The following is an 18,528-nucleotide window of genomic DNA, read 5'->3' on the forward strand; positions in this document are numbered from 1 at the left end:
CATGTATGTCGCGGTAAAAGGCGGCGAAGCCGCAATTGCCAACGCCCATCGTCTGCTGGCCGATCGCCGCCGCGGCGACCGCTCGGTGCCGGCGCTGCGCCTCGACCAGATCGTCGAGCAGCTGGCGCTCGGCGTCGACCGGGTGATGAGCGAAGGCTCGCTCTATGATCGCGAGCTTGCGGCTTTGGCCGTCGTCCAGGCGCGCGGCGACATGATCGAGGCGATCTTCCTGGTGCGCGCCTATCGCACCACGCTGCCGCGCTTCGGCTATACCAATCCGGTCGATACCGGCGCCATGCAGGCCGAGCGGCGCGTGTCGGCCACCTACAAGGACCTGCCCGGCGGCCAGGTGCTCGGCCCGACCTTCGACTATACCCACCGCCTGCTCGATCCGGAGCTTGCCGCCGGCGCCGAAGTCGAAACGCCGGCGCAGCGTCCGGCCGAGGCCGAAGCCATGCCGCGCGTCTCCGCGATCCTCGCCCATGAAGGCCTGATCGAGGCCGACGGCGACATGCCGCTCGACCATGTGCCTGGCGACATCACGCGCGAGCCGTTGCAGTTCCCGATGGCGCGCGACATCCGCCTGCAGGCGCTGTCGCGCGGCGACGAAGGTTTTTTGCTGGCGCTCGGCTATTCGACGCAGCGCGGCTACGCCCGCAACCACCCCTTTGTCGGCGAGATCCGCATCGGCGAGGTCGAGCTGGAACTGGACGTGCCGGAACTGCCTTTCGCCGTGCCGCTCGGCTCGATCCGCGTCACCGAATGCCAGATGGTCAACCAGTTCAAGGGCTCGGCCAAGGCGCCGCCGCAGTTCACCCGCGGCTACGGCCTTGTCTTCGGCCAGAGCGAACGCAAGGCCATGGCGATGGCGTTGTGCGACCGGGCGCTGCGCGCCTCTGAACTTGGCGAGGATGTCGTCGCCGCGGCGCAGGACGAGGAGTTCGTCATCTCGCATTCCGACAATGTCCAGGCGACCGGCTTCGTCGAGCATCTGAAGCTACCGCACTATGTCGACTTCCAGGCCGAGCTCGGTCTGGTCCGCCGCATGCGCGCCGAGCACGACGCCCGCGAGCGTGACGGCACCGGCGAGGAGAAGCGGGAGGCGGCCGAATGATCGAAGGCCTCTCCCACATGACTTTCGTTGTGCGCGACCTCGACCGCATGAGCGACATCCTGAGCGGCGTCTTCGACGCGCGCGAGGTCTATGACAGCGGCGCCCGGAAGTTCTCGCTGTCGCGCGAAAAATTCTTCCTGATCGGCGATCTCTGGATCGCAATCATGGAGGGCGCGCCGTTGTCTGAGCGAAGCTACAACCACATCGCCTTCAAGATCGATGACGGCGATTTCGACCGCTATGCCGAGCGCGTGAAGAAACTCGGCCTCGACATGCGCACGCCGCGCCCGCGCGTCGAGGGCGAAGGCCGTTCGATCTACTTCCACGACGACGACAATCATCTGTTCGAACTGCACACCGGCACGCTGGCCGAGCGGCTGGCGCGCTACGCCAGGGAATTGGAGGTCGCGCAATGAGCTCAGCTGTCTCCGCCGTGACCGGCGTGCCCACCGCCATCGTGGGAGTGTCCACTGGGGCCCTCGTAGCCACCGCCGCCGTACCAACTTTCGGAATTGCCGGAACCTTCCCTTGGCGCCGGAAAAATCCTGCGCCGAAGAAAAAAGACGACGGCGCCGGCGAACGCCAGCAACACGATCCCGAGGTGCATCCATCCTGCAGAATTCATGTCGATCCGGTCCGGTCTCCACGCCTTGCAGGTAAATTCGGTAGCACGAAGCGGATGGTATCACCATGACTGACATCGCCACCTACAACTTCGCCTATCTCGATGAACAGACCAAGCGGATGATCCGCCGCGCGATCCTCAAGGGCATAGCCATCCCGGGCTACCAGGTGCCTTTCGCCTCGCGCGAGATGCCGATGCCCTATGGCTGGGGCACCGGCGGCGTCCAGGTCACCGCCTCGATCATCGGTCCGGACGATGTGCTGAAAGTCATCGACCAGGGCGCCGACGACACCACCAACGCCGTCTCGATCCGCGCCTTCTTCAGGAAGGTCGCCAAGGTCGCCGTCACGACGGAGACGGCGAAGGCCTCGATCATCCAGACCCGCCACCGTATTCCGGAACAGCCGCTGACTGCCGGCCAGGTGCTGGTCTACCAGGTGCCGATCCCCGAGCCGCTGCGCTTTCTCGAGCCGCGCGAGACCGAGACGCGCAAGATGCATGCGCTGGAGGAATACGGCCTCATGCATGTGAAGCTCTACGAGGACATTGCCAAGCACGGCCGCATTGCCACCACCTATGCCTATCCGGTCAAGGTCGAGGGCCGCTATGTGATGGACCCTTCGCCGACTCCCAAATTCGACAATCCGAAGATGCACCGCTCGCCGGCCCTGCAGCTGTTCGGCGCCGGCCGCGAGAAGCGCATCTATGCGGTGCCGCCTTTCACCGACGTCGTCAGCCTCGATTTCGAGGACCATCCCTTCGAGGTGCAGACCTTCGACCAGCCCTGCGCGCTGTGCGGCGCCGAGAATGTCTATCTCGACGAGGTCATCCTCGATGACCATGGCGGCCACATGTTCGTCTGCTCCGACACCGACCACTGCGAGAAGCGGCGCGCCGATCCTACCTCCCCCTCGCGGGGAGGTCGCGCCGAAGGCGCGGGTGGGGGGGACGGCCAATCTTCTCTTTCTTCAACCCGCACCCCGGCGCTGCGCGCCGACCCTCCCCACAAGGGGGAGGGTAAGGAGGCCGAATGACCGACGAACCGCTGCTGCGCGTCGCAGCACTTTCCAAATTCTACGGCTCGCGCGTCGGCTGCGAGGCGATCTCCTTCGACCTCTGGCCGGGCGAGGTGCTGGCGGTGGTCGGCGAATCCGGCTCCGGCAAGACGACGCTGCTCAACTGCCTGTCGACGCGGCTGCTGCCATCCTCCGGCACCGCCAGCTATCGCATGCGCGATGGCCAGTGGCGCGAGCTCTACAGGATGAGCGAGGCCGAGCGTCGCTTCCTGATGCGCACCGATTGGGGCTTTGTTCATCAGAACCCGGCGGACGGGCTGCGCATGACCGTATCGGCCGGCGCCAATGTCGGCGAGCGGCTGATGGCGGTCGGCGACCGCCACTACGGCAGGATCCGCGCCACCGCCGTCGACTGGCTGTCGCGCGTCGAGATCGACGAGGACCGCATCGACGACGAGCCGCGCGCCTTTTCCGGCGGCATGCGCCAGCGCCTGCAGATCGCCCGCAATTTGGTGACAGGCCCGCGTCTGGTGTTCATGGACGAGCCGACCGGCGGCCTCGATGTCTCGGTGCAGGCCCGCCTGCTCGACCTGTTGCGCGGGCTGGTCACCGATCTCGGCCTCGCCGCGATCGTCGTCACCCACGACCTCGCCGTGGCGCGGCTCCTGTCGCAGCGCATGATGGTGATGAAGGACGGCCGCGTCGTCGAAAGCGGCCTCACCGACCGCGTGCTCGACGATCCGCGCGCGCCGTACACCCAACTCCTCGTTTCTTCGATTTTGCAGGTGTGATGATGGCGCTTGAGCACCCCCCTCTGGCCTGCCGGCCATCTCCCCCTCAAGGAGGGAGATCAGCAGCTTTCATGCCCCGCTCGTTCTGCAACGCGGGCGAGTGGCGAAACCGAATGCGACAGCCGATCTCCCCCCTAGAGGGGGAGATGCCTGGCAAGGCAGAGGGGGGTGCTGTCCTGCCAACGAATGACGATTGGAGGACCTTCTGATGGCTACGCCTCTTGTCGTTTCAGACGTCGCAAAGAGCTTCACCATGCATCTGCGCGAAGGTGTCACGCTGCCGGTGGTGGCGGGTGTCTCCTTCTCGATCCGCGCCGGCGAATGCGCCGTGCTCGGCGGTCCGTCCGGTGCCGGAAAGAGCTCGATCCTGAAGATGCTTTACGGCAACTACGCCGTCGATGAAGGCCAGATCATCGTCCAACATGGCGGCGGCTTGATCGACCTTGCTTCCGCCAGCCCGCGCACCGTGCTTTCCGTGCGCCGCCACACCATAGGCTATGTCAGTCAGTTCCTGCGCACCGTGCCGCGCGTCTCGGCGCTCGACGTCGTCGCCGAGCCTCTGGTCGAGCGCGGCGAGGACAGGGAAATCGCGCGGGCCAAGGCTCGTTCCTTGCTGGCGCAGCTCAATTTGCCGGAAAAGCTCTGGGCCCTGCCGCCTGCGACCTTCTCCGGCGGCGAGCAACAGCGCGTCAACATCGCGCGCGGCTTCATCACCGAGCATCCGATCCTGCTGCTCGACGAACCGACCGCCTCGCTCGACGCGAAGAACCGCGATGTCGTGATCGAACTCATCGCCGCCAAGAAGGCGGCGGGCGTTGCCCTGCTCGGCATCTTCCATGATCTCGATGTGCGTGACGCGGTCTCCGATCGCGTCATCGACGTCACCGCTTTCGCGGCGGGCAAGGTAGCCGCATGATGAAGCTTTCGGAGACGCCGCTGATCCATCCGACGGCCCAGGTCGAAAACTCGACGCTCGGCCGCTGGACCGAAATCGCCGAGCGCAGCCGTGTCGCCGAATGCGAGCTCGGCGACTATTCCTACATGATGCAGGATTGCGCCGTCTGGTGCGCGACCATTGGCAAGTTCTCCAACATAGCGGCAAGCGTGCGCATCAACGCCACCAACCATCCGACCTGGCGGCCGACGCTGCACCACTTCACCTACCGCGCCTCCGACTATTGGGACGACGCCGAGCATGAGAGCGAGTTTTTCGCTGAGCGCCGCGCCAAACGCGTCACGATCGGCCACGACACCTGGCTCGGCCACGGCTCGACCATCCTGCCCGGCGTGACGGTCGGCGACGGCGCCGCGGTCGGCGCGGGCGCGGTGGTGTCGAAGGACGTCGCGCCCTATACCATCGTCGGCGGCGTGCCGGCAAAGCCGATCCGTGAACGCTTCGACCGCCGCACCGCCGAGCGCTACCAGGCGCTCGCCTGGTGGGACTGGGATCATGCAAGGCTGCGCTCAGCGCTCGACGATTTTCGCGAGTTGTCGGCCGAAGCATTTCTCGAAAAGCACGGCGGCTGACAGGGCTTGCGTTCATACCCTTGACACATGACTCGGACAGTAGGCGATCTCCCCTGGGAGATCGCCATGCTCGACACAGTCAGATCCTCGCTCGCCGCCTTCTTCGAAGGATCCAATCCGACGCCGCCGACGCATCTCGGCACCCGATATGACACGTCAGGCGACTTCCTGCTCGAACCCGGCAACACGGTGGTCTGCCATCTTGTCGAGGGTTCGCCCTCGGAAGCCGCCGTCATCGAAGTGCGCGAACGCATGCTGGCCATGCCCGACGCGGATCGCCTCGCCTTCACGCCGATCTCCAGCCTGCACATGACGCTGTTCCAGGGCATCATCGAATACCGGCGCCGTCTTCCCTACTGGCCGTCGGACGTGCCGCTCGACACCGGCATCGACGACATGACGCGCCTCTATCTCGAACGCCTGCAAGGCTTCGAGGACCACGGTCCCTTCAAGATCAAAGTTGTCGAAGTCGTGCCGACCGGCCTGACCGTCGCCGGCGCTTCCGAACAGGACCGCCAGACCCTGAAAGCCTGGCGCGACGCCCTTTCAGCGCCGCTCGGCTACCGCCACCCGGACCACGACGCATACGTCTTCCATATTACCTTTGCCTATCAGGTCCGCCGCCTCGCCGACGAGCGGGCCGGAGCCTGGCAGACATTGTTCGATGACTGCCTGTCGTTCCTCGAGCGCGAGGCTCCGGTGATCGAGCTGAAGGCACCGGCCTTCTGCAATTTCAAGGACATGAAGCATTTCGAGGAATTGCTCTTGCTCGAATGATACCGATGCATATCGCCCAAAAATGCGCAGCGGTTTTGGGATGACGACATCCATCAACGAGAAATCCAGCCTGTGGGACGTAACAAAACTGACATCAATCCGACACCCCAGCTTCATCGGCCTGCGATAGCGAAGGTTAACAGACCTTCAAAACCGCGACGGACTGGAGCTTTGGTATGTCAGCATCATCGGCCACGCTGGAAATCCGCGGCGTAACCCGACGATTTGGCAAGAACACCGCTGTCAGCGACATCAACGTCTCGATTCCGCGCGGTCAGATGGTCGGCATCATCGGCCGCTCCGGCGCCGGCAAGTCGACGTTGCTGCGCATGATCAATCGTCTCATCGATCCCAGCCAGGGGTCGATTTTTTTTGACGGCGCCGAGGTCTCCAGCCTGCATGGTTCGCCGCTGCGCCGCTGGCAGCGCGACTGCGCCATGATCTTTCAGCAGTTCAACCTCGTGCCGCGCCTCGACGTTTTGACCAACGTCCTGCTTGGCCGCCTCAATCACCGCTCCACGATGTCCAATCTGCTCGGCATGTTCACCCGCACCGAATGTGCCGAAGCGGTGGCCGCCCTCGAACGCCTCGACATCGCACGCACCGCGCTGCAGCCGGCCGGCACGTTGTCCGGCGGTCAGCAGCAGCGTGTCGCGATCGCCCGCGCCATGATGCAGCAGCCGAAGGTGCTTCTGGCCGACGAGCCGATCGCCTCGCTCGATCCGCTCAATGCCAAGGTGGTGATGGACTCGCTGCGCGACATCAACCTGCGCGAAGGCATCACCGTCGTCACCAACCTGCACACGCTGGACACCGCCCGCGCTTATTGCACCCGCATCATCGGCATGGCCGCCGGCAAGGTCGTCTTCGACGGCGGTCCGGACGACCTCGACCGCAACGCCGTGCGTACGGTCTATGGCGCCGATGCCGGCGGCGCCGAGATCTCCGAGGCCATCACGTCGACCAGCGTCACCATCAAGCCGAAGATCACCGCATCCGCCGGACCGCTCGAACCAGCATTCCCTGGCTACTGAACCCACCCCCCGGCCCCAGGCGGTCCGGGCAAATCGTGGATGTCAGCAGAGCAACCCGGATCGCCCGCCAGCGTCAAAGGCAAGACTTGAAAAATCAGAACGCCGCCGGCGCGCAGCCGGAACAACAGGAGAGAGATCAAAATGTTCAGGAAGATGGTTTTTGGGGCGGTTTCGCTGCTCGCCATGGCGGCAAGCGCCGCGCACGCCGCCGACATCAAGGAATTCCGCGTCGGCATCCTCGGCGGTGAGAACGAGACCGACCGCCTGCGCAACTACCAGTGCCTCGCCGACCACCTGAAGTCGGAATTCGGCTTCGAGAAGGTTTCGCTGTTCCCGGCCGCCGACTATGACGGCGTCATTCAGGGCCTGCTCGGCGGCACGCTCGACTTCGCCGAGCTCGGCGCATCGGGTTATGCCAGCGTCTATCTCAAGGATCCGAAGGCCGTCACCCCGATCCTCACCACCAAGCAGACCGACGGCTCCACCGGCTACTATTCGATCGGCCTGGCGCTCAAGACTTCCGGCATCACCGACATCAAGTCGGCCAAGGGCAAGAAGCTCGGCTACGCCGATCCGGATTCGACCTCGGGTTACCTGATCCCGCTGACCCAGATTCCGAAGGACACCGGCGCTTCCAACGAGACCTACTTCGCCTCGACCCAGTTCAACGGCGGCCATGAGAACAACGTGCTGGCCGTCCGCGACGGCAAGGTTGATGTGGCGGTGGATGATTCCTCGGGCATCGGCGACTTCAAGAACGGCTACACCTCGGGCACCTTCCACAAGGAAGTCGCCAAGGGCGCCGTCGACCCCAACGACTTCGTCGAAGTCTGGCGCTCGGGCCTGATCCCGAACGGCCCGCTGGTCGTTCGCACCGCGCTCGGCGACGACATGACCGCCAAGCTGACCGCCTTCTTTACCGCTCTGCCGGCCAAGGACAAGGCGTGTTTCGAAGGCGTCGAAGGCGGCGATTTTACCGGCTATGTGCCCGTGAAGCCGGACTTCTACAGCGTTATCGTCGAAGCCCGCAAAGCCGCTATCGGCGGCTAAAAGGCAAGATCAGAAAGGGCGGTGTGCCTCTAAAGCGACGTGCGTCCACTTGGACGCACAAACTACGCTTTAGCACTTGGGATGGCCGCATCGGTCATTCCCGAAAATCGGACTTCGATTTTCGGGCAGATGCGGCGCACCGCCTTTTTTGCATGTTCCGATCATGACAGCCTCAGCGACGATCCTTTCCAACGCCACCCGCCAGCAGGCGGAGGCCTGGCAGCGCCAGACATCGCTGCGCCGGCTCTACACGGTGCTCGGCGTCGGCCTGCTGCTCGCGGCGATGGTCGCCAGCATGTGGTTCGCCGACGAAGCCAATGCTGGCCACTTCTTCGAGCGCCTGCCGCATCTCCTCGATTTCCTGAGCTGGTTGGTCCCGAAGGACTGGAACGACGTGTGGCGGGCGCTGTTCGATATTGCCTCGCCGAACGACAAGGGCACGCAGGAATTCAACTTCCCGCTCGGCCGTGTCCATGTCTGGGGCGGCTTCTATATCCCCGAATATTTCGAGCTCATGCTGACCACCGTCAACGTTGCGCTGGTCTCGACCTTCATCGGCTTCGTCTTCGCCGTACCCTTCTCCTTCATCGCCGCGCGCAATCTGACACCGCACCCGGCTCTGAGGCTCGTCGTCAAGCGCTTCATGGAACTGCTGCGCGCCTTCCCCGAGATCGTTATTGCCGGCCTGTTCGCGGCAATCGTCTCGACCGGCCCGATAGCCGCCATCATCGCCATCGGCCTGCATTCGATCGGCGCGCTGGGCAAGCTGTTCTACGAGATCAACGAGAACATCGATATGCGGGCCGAGGAAGGACTGCGGGCCGTCGGCGCCAACTGGTTCGAGCGCGTGCGCTTCGCCGACTTGCCGCAGGTGCTCCCCAATTTCATGTCCTACACGCTGCTTCGCGTGGAGATCAACGTACGCGCTTCGACCATCATCGGCGCCGTCGGCGGCGGCGGCATCGGCGAGGAGTTGAAGCTGTCCATCTCGCGCGGCTTCGGCGCCAAAACGCTGGCGCTGGTGCTGCTTCTGTTCACGACCATCTTCCTCATCGACCAGTTCTCCGCCTGGCTGCGGCGCAAGCTGGTCGGCGAGCAGGCTTTCCTATTGGGAGCCGCCTGACATGGCTATGACTGCTGACGAAGTACGGGCGATAGAGGAACGCTTCCCGCAGGTGTTCCAGCGCCCGGCCTACAAGCGCTTCTGGCCGCTGTTCCTGGTTGCCGGCACCATTTTGTACCTCATCTACGCCATGTGGTTCTTCAGCCTGCCGCAGGTGCTGCGCGAGTCGCATTGGGAGCGCCTGCCGCTCTTCCTGTCGCAGTGGATCAGCTACGACCTGCAACCGGAATTCCGCCTCGACCAGCCGCAGATCACGCCGAAATATCCACGCTTCTCGGCCCTTGGCGAAAACCCCAATCCCGATTGGGTGATCAAGAATCCCGACGGCACTTTCACGGTTCAGATCGACGGCGACGCAAAATCCATCACCTTCGACAAGACCAGGGCGACGATTGCGGCCAATGGCGTGACCGTGCCGATATCGCTGACCGGCGGCAAGCCGGTGGTGACCGGTCCGGTACCCGATTGGGTGACCGTCCATGACGACGAAATCGTCGCCAAGATGGGCTTTGCCGGCGAGGTGCGCGTCACCGTCGACCGGGTCAAGGTGCGCAAGCGCTTCCTCGGCTGGGCCAATTTCGTCTTCGACACCCGCTCGCCCTTCTTCGGCAAATCGGCCGGCGAGGTGGTCTCGCTGATCGTCTCCGGGCCCGAGCTTCAGCCGGGCACATCGAACCTCGCCTTAGCCGCCAACAACATCTGGAACAATGCGCAGTGGCAGCATGGCGACGTCTGGACGAAGCTGTTGCAGACCATCGTCATGGCCTTCCTGGGCACATTGCTCGGCGGCATCGTCGCCTTCCCGCTCGCCTTCTTCGCCGCCCGCAACATCACGCCGAGCGGCCTGCTCAGCCAGGTGCTGAAACGCTTCTTCGATTTCATGCGCTCGGTCGACATGCTGATCTGGGCGCTGTTCTTCACCCGCGCCTTCGGCCCTGGACCGCTGGCCGGCAGTGCCGCGATCTTCTTCACCGAGATCGGCACGCTCGGCAAAACCTATTCCGAGGCGCTGGAGAACATCGACGACAAGCCACGCGAAGGCGTGCTTTCGACCGGCGCCAACGGCCTGCTGGTGCAGCGCTACGGCGTGCTGCCGGAAGTGGTGCCGATCTTCATCAGCCAGACGCTCTACCAGTGGGAATCGAATACCCGCGGCGCCACCATCATCGGCGCCGTCGGCGCCGGCGGCATCGGCCTGAAACTCTGGGAAGCGATGCGCACCAATTCGAACTGGGCCAACGTCTTCTACATGGTGCTGCTGACGCTGCTCGTCGTCTTCGTCTTCGACAACATCTCGAACTTCCTGCGCCGCCGGCTCAGCCGCACGCTGCACGATTACAACAGGCTGCAGGCTGCGCAGGGTTGATTGGCCCCCCGCGCCTTCGTCATCCACGGGCGGAGCAAGGAGCGAAGCGACGCGGCGCAGACCCGAGGATCCATTCCGTTACCTGAGCCGTGGAACACAGCGGTGCAGAATTCTGACTCGCCGCGGGGCATCGACGTCACGGAATGGATCCTCGGGTCTCCGCGTCCGCTTCGCTCCCGCTCCGCCCGTGGATGACGAAGGAAGGCGTCTAAGCCGCCTTCCTCCACCCATCCCTGATATGCCTGTACCCGTCCCGATAGACCGCCTCCGGGCTCTCGGCAAAATCGCGCCACACCTTGGTCGCCGCCGCCAGGTCCTTCAGCGAGCGGCCGAAGGATTCGATGGTCAGCCAGTCGTCATAGCCGCTCTTGCGGATAGCGGAAAAAGTTTCCTTCCAGGGGATGTTGCCGCGTCCCGGCACGCCGCGGTCATTCTCCGAAATATGGATATGCACGACATTGCGCCGGTTGCTTGTATAGGCGCCGATCGGGTCGGCCTCCTCGATATTGGCATGGAAAGTGTCGTACATCGCCTTGATATGCGGCCGGTCGATCGCGTCGATATGCTCCGACAGGTCGGCCATGGTGTTGACCAGATAACATTCGAAGCGGTTGAGCGCTTCGAGTCCGATGGTCACACCCTTCTTGCCGGCATGGTCGCCGATGGCGCGCTGCGAGGCGACCGAACGCTTCTTCTCGGCCGCCGTCGGGCCACTGCCGGAAAAGGAGCCGAGCGTCGAATGCAGCGGACCGCTCAGCCTGTCCGCGCCGAGGGCTGAGCTGCAGTCGATCGCCCATTTCATATAGTCGATGCCGGCCTTGCGCGTTGCTGCATCTGGCGAAATCAGGTTCATCGCCGGATCGCCCATGGCCGAGACCGCGGTGCGCTCAAGGCCGATACGGTCGAGCATTTCGCCGAGTTTCTTGTAGTCGTCAGGGGCTCCGGCGAAGACCGGGATCTCGACGCCGTCGAAACCGGTCGCCCTGATGTCCTTGAGCAGCGCCTCGTGCTTCTTCGAGACGCTGGTCGTCCACAAGAACATGCACATGCCGATTTTCATCGACACCCCTCCCCAGCTTGGCGGCCAACCGCTTGCGCTAGCGGGCCACACTCCCCCTCATCCGGCCGCTTCGCGTCCACCTTCTCCCCAAGGGGAGAAGAGACGAGCGCCAACGTCGGCGCCATCCTCTCCCCTTGGGGAGAGGTCGGATTGCCCCGAATTGCCCTTGCAATTCGGCTGGCAATCCGGGTGAGGGGGACTTCCCGCTCGCCGGCCGACGCGACCTACAATTTGGTCCACGCCCCATTCTTCTTCGACGACTTCACGCAGGCCTCGATGAAGGCCATGCCTTCGACACCGTCGGCGATCGTCGGGAAGACCACATCCTTGGCCGGCTTGCCGCCCTTCCTGCGCGCCGCGCGGATAGCCCGGGCCGCTTCCTGGTAGATGTTGGCAAAACCTTCGAGATAGCCCTCCGGATGGCCGGACGGCACGCGGCTGACGCGCGCCGCCACCGGCATCGCGCCGGCGCCGGCGCGCGTCAAAAGCTGCTTCGGCTGACCGAACGGCGTGTACCAGAGATAGTTCGGGTCGGCCTGCACCCATTCCAGCCCACCCTTGGAGCCGTAGACGCGCAGCTTCAGCCCGTTCTCGTGGCCGGGCGCCACCTGGCTTGCCCAGATCATGCCCTTGGCCGGATGCGCCTTGCCGACCGGCTTGAAGCGCAGCATGACATTGACATTGTCGTCGAGCTGGCGGCCCGGCACGAAGGCGTCGAGATCGGCCGACAGCGTATCCAGCTCCAACCCCGACACGAAGCGGGCAAGGTTATAGGCATGCGTGCCGATGTCGCCCAGCGCGCCGCCGGCGCCGGCCTGCTTGGGATCGGAGCGCCACGATGCCTGTTTCTGGCCGGTGGCGGCGAGATCCTCGGTCAGCCAGTCCTGCGGATATTCCGATTGCACGATGCGGATGTCGCCGAGCTGGCCCTTGGCCACCATCTCGCGCGCCTGCCGGATCATCGGATAGGCGGTGTAGTTGTGAGTGAGCACGAACACCTTGCCGGTCTTTTCGACGAGGGCGGCAAGCTTCTTGGCCTCCGCCAGCGAGGTCGCCAGCGGCTTGTCGCAGATGACATGGATGCCGGCCTCGAGGAAGGCCTTGGCTGCCGGCACATGCACGTTGTTGGGCGTGACGATCGCCACCGCCTCGATGCCGTCGGGCCGCTTGGCTTCTGCCTTTGCCATCTCGGCATAGGAGCCGTAGCTGCGCGCGGGATCGAGCCCGAGTTCCTCGGCCGAAGCCTTCGCCCGCGCCGGGTCCGACGACAGCGCGCCGGCCACCAGCACGAAGTCATTGTCCATGCGCGCCGCAATGCGATGCACCGCGCCGATGAAGGCGCCCTGCCCGCCACCGACCATGCCGTAGCGGATCGGGCCGCCTCCCGCTTCCGACTTCGATGCGCCGACCATTTTTATCCTCTCTTTTGCTCCTCACCTCCCCCTTGTGGGGAGGGTCGACGCGCAGCGTCGGGGTGGGGGTATAGGAGTCTGCTGCAACTTGTGATTCAACCCCACCCGAACCTCCTCAAGGAAGTTCGTAGGTCAAATCCCCATCATCGCGCGCAACAGCTTCTTGTCCGTTGTACCGGCGGCGAAGTCGTCGAAGGCCTTCTCCGTCACCCGGATGATGTGGTGCTGGATGAAAGGCGCGCCTTCGGCGGCGCCGTCCTCGGGATGTTTCAGGCAGCATTCCCACTCCAGCACCGCCCAGGAATCGTAATTGTACTGGGTGAGCTTGGAGAAGATGCCGCTGAAATCGACCTGTCCGTCGCCCAGTGAACGGAAACGGCCTGCCCGGTTCACCCAGCCCTGGTAGCCGGAATAGACGCCCTGCCGTCCGGTCGGGTTGAACTCGGCGTCCTTGACGTGGAACGCCTTGATCCGCTCGTGGTAGATATCGATGAACTCGAGATAGTCGAGCTGCTGCAGCAGGAAATGCGACGGATCGTAGTTGATGTTGCAGCGCCTGTGGCCGCCGACCGCGTCGAGGAACATCTCGAATGTCGCGCCGTCGAACACATCCTCGGAGGGGTGAATTTCGTAGCCGACGTCGACGCCATTGTCCTCATAGACATCGAGGATCGGCTTCCAGCGCTTGCCGAGTTCGCCAAAGGCTTCCTCGATCAGGCCGGCTGGCCGCTGCGGGAAGGGATAGAGGTAAGGGAAGGCCAGCGAGCCGGTGAACGACACCGAAGCGTTGAGCCCGAGATTGCGCGATGCCTTGGCGCCGAACTTCATCTGTTCGACAGCCCATTTCTGCCGCGCCTTGGGATCGTTGTGCACCGATGGCGGCGCGAAGCCATCCATCTGCGCGTCATAGGCGGGATGCACCGCCACCAGTTGCCCCTGCAGGTGCGTCGACAGCTCGGTGATCTCGACACCGGCGTCGGCACAGATGCCTTTCACCTCGTCGCAATAGGCCTTCGACGACGCCGCTTTCTTGAGATCGAACAGGCGTCCCTCCCAGGTCGGGATCTGCACGCCCTTGTAGCCGAGGCCGGCCGCCCATTTGGTTATCGAAGCCAGCGAATTGAACGGCGCCGCGTCGCCCGCGAACTGCGCCAGAAACAGGCCGGGGCCCTTCATTGTCGTCGGCATCGGCATCCTTCCTCTTTGTTTTCCCGACCAAAGCATAGCGCCGATTGGAGTGAGGGCCAGCCTGTTTGGTCAATCCTAGCGGCATCAAAATGCTATGCCATTCTGGTATTACCAAATCCCATAGTTCGGTCAAGCACCCGAAAACCTCGAAGAAGTGGGAAACTCGCGGTCAGGTGTCAGAAATTACCTTATAAAATCATAGTATTGACCACACAGCCAGGCCTCCCATATCCACTTCTTGCTGCGCACGAAAATTTGCTGTAGAGGTCATGAAAGGCCCAATTGGTCGAACCAGTTTCGAAGAAAATGCTGGCAACCCCTTGGGGAGGAAACGTGCGGCTGCCTCAACCGGAGGCATCGCGGGGTAAATGTGACAGGCGAATTCTGGGAAGGATAGAGCATGCATCTTTCGACGCACAATTGGATGCGGGCCGAGCCGCTGGAGGTGACGCTCAAGCGCATCAAGAAATTCGGCTATGAATCGATCGAGATCTCCGGCGAGCCCGAGCAGTACAAGACCAAGGAGACGCGTGCGCTCCTGAAGGAGCACGGCATCCGCTGCTGGGGTTCGGTGACGCTGATGCTCGGCGAACGCAACCTCGCCGCCAAGGACCAGGGCCAGCGCGAGCGCTCGGTCAAATACGTCAAGGACGTGCTCACCATGGTCAGCGAGCTCGATGGCGAGATCATCACGCTGGTGCCCGCGACCGTCGGCAAGGTTGTGCCGGACGGGACCGAGGCGGAGGAATGGGGCTGGGTGGTCGACGCCACGCGTGAGTGCTTTACCCATGCCAAGAAGGTCGGCGTCAGGATCGCCGTCGAGCCGCTCAACCGCTTCGAGACCTACCTCTTCAACCGCGGCGCCCAGGCGCTCGCTCTCGCCGATGCGGTGAGCCCAGACTGCGGCGTCTGCCTCGACGCCTATCACATCCACATGGAGGAATTTAACGTCTATGACGCGATCCGCCAGGTCGGAAAGCGCCTGTTCGACTTCCATGTTGCCGACAACAACCGCTTCGCCGCCGGCCTTGGCCAGATCGACTGGCCGAAGATCGTGCGCACGCTGAAGGACGTCGGCTATGACGGCGCGCTGACCAACGAGTTCGTCGCGCCCGTCGACCGCACGCCGGCCGCGCCCTATCCGGAGATGGTCGAGCGTAATCCGGTCGACATCTCGCCCGAGCAGCTCAAATTCATCCAGGACCACGGCTCCAGCGTGCTCACGGAGAAATTCTACACCGACCAGATGCGCATCACCGCCGAAACGCTGCTGCCGCTGATCAAGTAGGCCTCCGATCGAAGCTTACCCCTTCCGCCTGGCAGGCGGAGGAGCCGAAGGGAAAACATGCGCATCAAAAGCGTCCAGGCCTGGTGGGTTCGTATCCCGATCGAAGTCGCGAAGCAGCATCGCAGCGACTTCGGTCAGGTGACGACGTTCGACGCCGCCATTCTGCGCATCGAGACCGACGACGGCCTGGTCGGTTGGGGCGAAGGCAAGAACGCCGCCGGCAGCGCCGGCAGCTATGGCGCGCTCGTCCATATGCTCAACCACGAGATCGGCCCGCAGCTCATCGGCCGCGATCCCGCCGATATCGGCATCATCTGGGAAATGCTCTATAACGGCGTGCGGCATGAGACGGCGGCGCATGCCGGCCATGCCATGCCGCAGCTGGCGCGGCGCGGCATGAGCGTGGCGGCGATCAGCGCCATCGACATCGCGCTCTGGGACATTCTTGGCAAATCGCTTGGGCAGCCGGTGTGGCGGCTGCTCGGCGGCCGCAAGGTCGAGCGCATGCAGGCCTATGCCTCGGGCGGCTGGGCCTCCACTGGGGCCATTGGCGAGCAGTTGAAATCCTACATCGCCAAAGGCGGCTTCAAGGCGCTGAAAATGCGCGTCGGCGCCATGGACGGCGCCCCGCATGTTTCGGCCGCGCGCGTGCGTGCCGCAAGGCAGGCGATCGGGCCGGATGTCGAACTGATGGTCGACGCGCACGGCACCTATACCGTCGCCGAGGCCAAGCGCTTCATCAAACTCACCGCCGATCTCGACCTTGCCTGGTTCGAGGAACCGGTGATCGCCGACGACAAATCGGGCATGGCTGAAGTGCGCGCCTCAGGCTCGACGCCGATCGCGACAGGTGAAAGCGAGGCGACGCGCTACGCCTTCCGCGATCTGGCGGTGCTCAAATCGGCCGACATCTTCCAGCCGGATCCCGCCTTCTGCGGCGGCATCAGCGAGGCGATGAAGATCGGCACCATTGCCAGCGCCTTCAACCTGCGCTTCGCGCCGCATTTGTGGGCTGGCGCGCCTTGCTTCTTTGCCGGGCTGCATGTGTGTGCCGCCTCGCCCGCCAGCTTCATCATCGAATATTCGCTCGGCGCCAATCCGATGATCCACGACCTTGTCGAGGAGACTGTCGAAGCGAAGAACGGTATGATAGCGATCCCTGAAAAGCCTGGATTGGGTTTCACCATCTCCGAGCGATTCCTGGAGGCGCACGCGCAACGTATTTGACGATGAAAGAAAAGAACCTTCTCGCGGAACTTGCCGCCTATCTCTTCTCCAATTCGGACAAGGAGTCCGGCCGCACGCCGTCAGAGCGCGAGCTGGCGGAGCATTTCGGCGTCAGCCGCGGCCAGATCCGCGAGGCGCTGGCCATCCTCGAGGCCATGCGCATCGTCGAGCGGCGCGCCAAGTCCGGCATCTATATCGACACCAAGCAGGCGAGCGTCGAGGCGCTGGCCCTGTTCGCACGCGCCGGCCTGCCGCTCGATCCGGTGCAGATCTACGAAACCGTCGAGCTGCGCAAGATCCACGAGATCAAGGCGGCCGAGCTCGCCTGCTCGCGCGCTACGGAAGAGAATTTCGAGCGGCTGCGCGAGATCCTGAAAGCTTCCGAAGAGCGCATCGCCGCCGGCGAAGGTCTCGCCAAGGAGGACCGCGAGTTCCACCTCGAGATCGTGCGCGCGACCAAGAACAGCGTCTTTCACAACATCTGCAGCGTCTATTACCTGATGGGCGAGCAGCGCCTGCCGATCTATTTCAACGACCCCGAACGCAGCGTGCGCTCGCATGCCGAGCACATCCAGATCTACGAGGCGCTGCTGCGCCGCGACGGCAATCTCGCCCAGGCCTTGATGAATGCCCATTTGCAGGGCGCCGAGAGCTATTGGAAAGGGATCATCGAAGGCCGCGGAACGGAGCCGAAAGGCGCGGCGCTCGAAAAGGCCTGAGCATGTCGCCCAAAAGTGCGTAGCGGTTTTGGGAAAACGACATGCGCAAAAAACAAAGAGACTAAGCGCGCCGCCTGAACCCGTTCAGCGCGACGCGCTTGGGGGCATGTCGCCGCCAGGCGGCATCGCCTGGCGTCGCGGAAATGCGGCTAAGACAAACGGGGGCTCATGCGCAAGATTCTGTCCACGCATCCGCTGCACCCTCGCGCCACGGCCATGCTGGCCGGCGCCGGGCGGCTTGCAATCGCTTCCGCGCTCGATCCCAAAACGCTGACCGCTGAAGCCCGCGACGCCGACATCGTCATCGTGCGCGCGCCGCTGCCGCCGGAGCTGTTCGCAGGTGCTTCGAGCCTGCGCGCGGCGATCCGGCATGGTGCCGGACTGGACATGATCCCGGTCGAGGCCGCGACCGCCGCCGGCGTGCTGATCGCCAACGTGCCCGCGGTCAATGCCCGCTCGGTCGCCGAGCATGTGATGCTCACCGCGCTCGCGCTCTCGCGGCGCTTCCGCATGATGGACCGCGACCTGCGCGCCAAGGGTTGGCTTGCTGGGCGCGAGCATGCCAATTCGACCAGCGAGCTTGCCGGCAAGACGATCGGCATTGTCGGCCTCGGCGCGGTCGGTCAGGCCGTCGGCCATATCGCCGCCCATGGCTTCGACCTCAATGTCGTGGCGACGACCCGCAGCCTGCGCCCGGCGCCCGAGCGTGTCGGCTTCCTGTCGATCGACGCGCTGGTCGAGCAGAGCGACATCATCGTGCTCTGCTGCCCGCTGACAGAGGAAACGCGCGGCCTGATCAGCCGCGAGCGCATCGCCCGCATGAAGCCCAACGCGCTGCTGATCAATGTCTCGCGCGGTCCGGTGGTCGACGACGAGGCGCTGATAGATGCGTTGCGGAGGGGCCGCATCGGCGGCGCCGCCCTGGACGTCTTTTCCACGCAGCCGCTGCCGTCGAACCATCCCTATTTCGGCTTCGACAATGTCATCGTCACCCCGCATATGGCCGGCATCACCGAGGAATCGATGATGCGCATGGGCGTCGGTGCGGCGAGCGAGGCGTTGCTGGTGCTGGCCGGCAAGCTGCCGGTCAATCTGCGCAATGCGGAGGTGATCGAGCATTACCGGCGACGCTTTCCGGCCGACGATTAGTTCCTGGCGACCATCGCGACGGTGCAGACCTGAGATTCCGGCGGGACAGCGTTTCAGGATTT

General features: G+C 64.0%; 18 protein-coding genes. 15 read left to right on the forward strand and 3 right to left on the reverse strand.

Going from position 1 to position 18,528, the window contains the following annotated elements; all coding sequences use genetic code 11:
* Position 1: 1 nt before the first annotated feature.
* The 11 genes from RFM98_RS18845 to phnE (RFM98_RS18895) all read left to right on the forward strand — a co-directional run bounded on the left by RFM98_RS18845 (position 2) and on the right by phnE (RFM98_RS18895) (position 10,423).
* Positions 2-1,114 (forward strand): carbon-phosphorus lyase complex subunit, encoded by a 1,113-nt coding sequence (locus RFM98_RS18845; protein WP_320310285.1) that lies wholly within the window; start codon positions 2-4, stop codon positions 1,112-1,114.
* A complete protein-coding gene (fosX, locus tag RFM98_RS18850; protein WP_320310286.1) occupies positions 1,111-1,530 on the forward strand; it encodes a FosX/FosE/FosI family fosfomycin resistance hydrolase in 420 nt (139 codons plus the stop codon). Before RFM98_RS18845 ends, fosX begins: the two co-directional genes overlap by 4 nt.
* A 274-nt stretch (positions 1,531-1,804) precedes the next feature.
* Positions 1,805-2,773: an alpha-D-ribose 1-methylphosphonate 5-phosphate C-P-lyase PhnJ gene (locus RFM98_RS18855; RefSeq protein WP_320310287.1), complete on the forward strand. Its 969-nt coding sequence runs from the start codon at positions 1,805-1,807 to the stop codon at positions 2,771-2,773.
* Positions 2,770-3,546 (forward strand): phosphonate C-P lyase system protein PhnK, encoded by a 777-nt coding sequence (phnK, locus tag RFM98_RS18860; RefSeq protein WP_320310288.1) that lies wholly within the window; start codon positions 2,770-2,772, stop codon positions 3,544-3,546. The genes RFM98_RS18855 and phnK overlap by 4 nt, the downstream gene beginning before the upstream one ends.
* 208 nt (positions 3,547-3,754) lie before the next feature.
* Positions 3,755-4,462, forward strand: a complete 708-nt coding sequence (phnL, locus tag RFM98_RS18865) for a phosphonate C-P lyase system protein PhnL (protein ID WP_320310289.1) — start codon at positions 3,755-3,757, stop codon at positions 4,460-4,462.
* On the forward strand, positions 4,459-5,073 hold the full coding sequence (locus tag RFM98_RS18870) for a DapH/DapD/GlmU-related protein (RefSeq protein WP_320310290.1): 615 nt from the start codon (positions 4,459-4,461) through the stop codon (positions 5,071-5,073). The genes phnL and RFM98_RS18870 overlap by 4 nt, the downstream gene beginning before the upstream one ends.
* Positions 5,074-5,139: 66 nt before the next feature.
* On the forward strand, positions 5,140-5,850 hold the full coding sequence (locus RFM98_RS18875) for a DUF1868 domain-containing protein (RefSeq protein ID WP_320310291.1): 711 nt from the start codon (positions 5,140-5,142) through the stop codon (positions 5,848-5,850).
* Between the two features lie 176 nt (positions 5,851-6,026).
* Positions 6,027-6,884 (forward strand): phosphonate ABC transporter ATP-binding protein, encoded by an 858-nt coding sequence (phnC, locus tag RFM98_RS18880; RefSeq protein WP_320310292.1) that lies wholly within the window; start codon positions 6,027-6,029, stop codon positions 6,882-6,884.
* 141 nt (positions 6,885-7,025) lie between these two features.
* On the forward strand, positions 7,026-7,934 hold the full coding sequence (phnD, locus tag RFM98_RS18885) for a phosphonate ABC transporter substrate-binding protein (protein WP_224518348.1): 909 nt from the start codon (positions 7,026-7,028) through the stop codon (positions 7,932-7,934).
* 163 nt (positions 7,935-8,097) lie between these two features.
* On the forward strand, positions 8,098-9,057 hold the full coding sequence (gene phnE, locus RFM98_RS18890; protein WP_320310293.1) for a phosphonate ABC transporter, permease protein PhnE: 960 nt from the start codon (positions 8,098-8,100) through the stop codon (positions 9,055-9,057).
* A gap of 1 nt (position 9,058) precedes the next feature.
* On the forward strand, positions 9,059-10,423 hold the full coding sequence (gene phnE / locus RFM98_RS18895; protein WP_320310294.1) for a phosphonate ABC transporter, permease protein PhnE: 1,365 nt from the start codon (positions 9,059-9,061) through the stop codon (positions 10,421-10,423).
* A gap of 208 nt (positions 10,424-10,631) precedes the next feature.
* Here phnE (RFM98_RS18895) and RFM98_RS18900 read toward each other — a convergent pair whose 3' ends face one another.
* From RFM98_RS18900 to RFM98_RS18910, 3 genes are all read right to left on the reverse strand, one after another.
* The gene (locus RFM98_RS18900) at positions 10,632-11,483 is read right to left on the reverse strand and encodes a sugar phosphate isomerase/epimerase family protein (protein WP_320310295.1); all 852 of its coding nucleotides are present in this window, start codon (positions 11,481-11,483) and stop codon (positions 10,632-10,634) included.
* A 224-nt stretch (positions 11,484-11,707) separates the two neighbouring features.
* Positions 11,708-12,895, reverse strand: coding sequence for a Gfo/Idh/MocA family protein (locus RFM98_RS18905; RefSeq protein ID WP_320310296.1), 1,188 nt, complete (start codon positions 12,893-12,895; stop codon positions 11,708-11,710).
* A gap of 132 nt (positions 12,896-13,027) precedes the next feature.
* The gene (locus tag RFM98_RS18910) at positions 13,028-14,083 is read right to left on the reverse strand and encodes a sugar phosphate isomerase/epimerase family protein (RefSeq protein WP_320310297.1); all 1,056 of its coding nucleotides are present in this window, start codon (positions 14,081-14,083) and stop codon (positions 13,028-13,030) included.
* 400 nt (positions 14,084-14,483) lie between these two features.
* Between RFM98_RS18910 and RFM98_RS18915 the strand changes: the two genes are divergently transcribed.
* The 4 genes from RFM98_RS18915 (at position 14,484) to RFM98_RS18930 (ending at position 18,466) form a co-directional block, all read left to right on the forward strand.
* Positions 14,484-15,371 (forward strand): sugar phosphate isomerase/epimerase family protein, encoded by an 888-nt coding sequence (locus RFM98_RS18915; protein WP_320216913.1) that lies wholly within the window; start codon positions 14,484-14,486, stop codon positions 15,369-15,371.
* 57 nt (positions 15,372-15,428) lie between these two features.
* Positions 15,429-16,598: a mandelate racemase/muconate lactonizing enzyme family protein gene (locus RFM98_RS18920; RefSeq protein WP_320310298.1), complete on the forward strand. Its 1,170-nt coding sequence runs from the start codon at positions 15,429-15,431 to the stop codon at positions 16,596-16,598.
* 2 nt (positions 16,599-16,600) lie between these two features.
* Positions 16,601-17,317, forward strand: coding sequence for a FadR/GntR family transcriptional regulator (locus RFM98_RS18925; RefSeq protein ID WP_320310299.1), 717 nt, complete (start codon positions 16,601-16,603; stop codon positions 17,315-17,317).
* 168 nt (positions 17,318-17,485) lie between these two features.
* Positions 17,486-18,466, forward strand: coding sequence for a hydroxyacid dehydrogenase (locus tag RFM98_RS18930; RefSeq protein ID WP_320310300.1), 981 nt, complete (start codon positions 17,486-17,488; stop codon positions 18,464-18,466).
* The last annotated feature ends 62 nt before the right edge of the window (positions 18,467-18,528 follow it).

Origin of the sequence: Mesorhizobium australafricanum (assembly GCF_033977265.1) — a bacterium.
GTDB lineage: Bacteria > Pseudomonadota > Alphaproteobacteria > Rhizobiales > Rhizobiaceae > Mesorhizobium > Mesorhizobium australafricanum.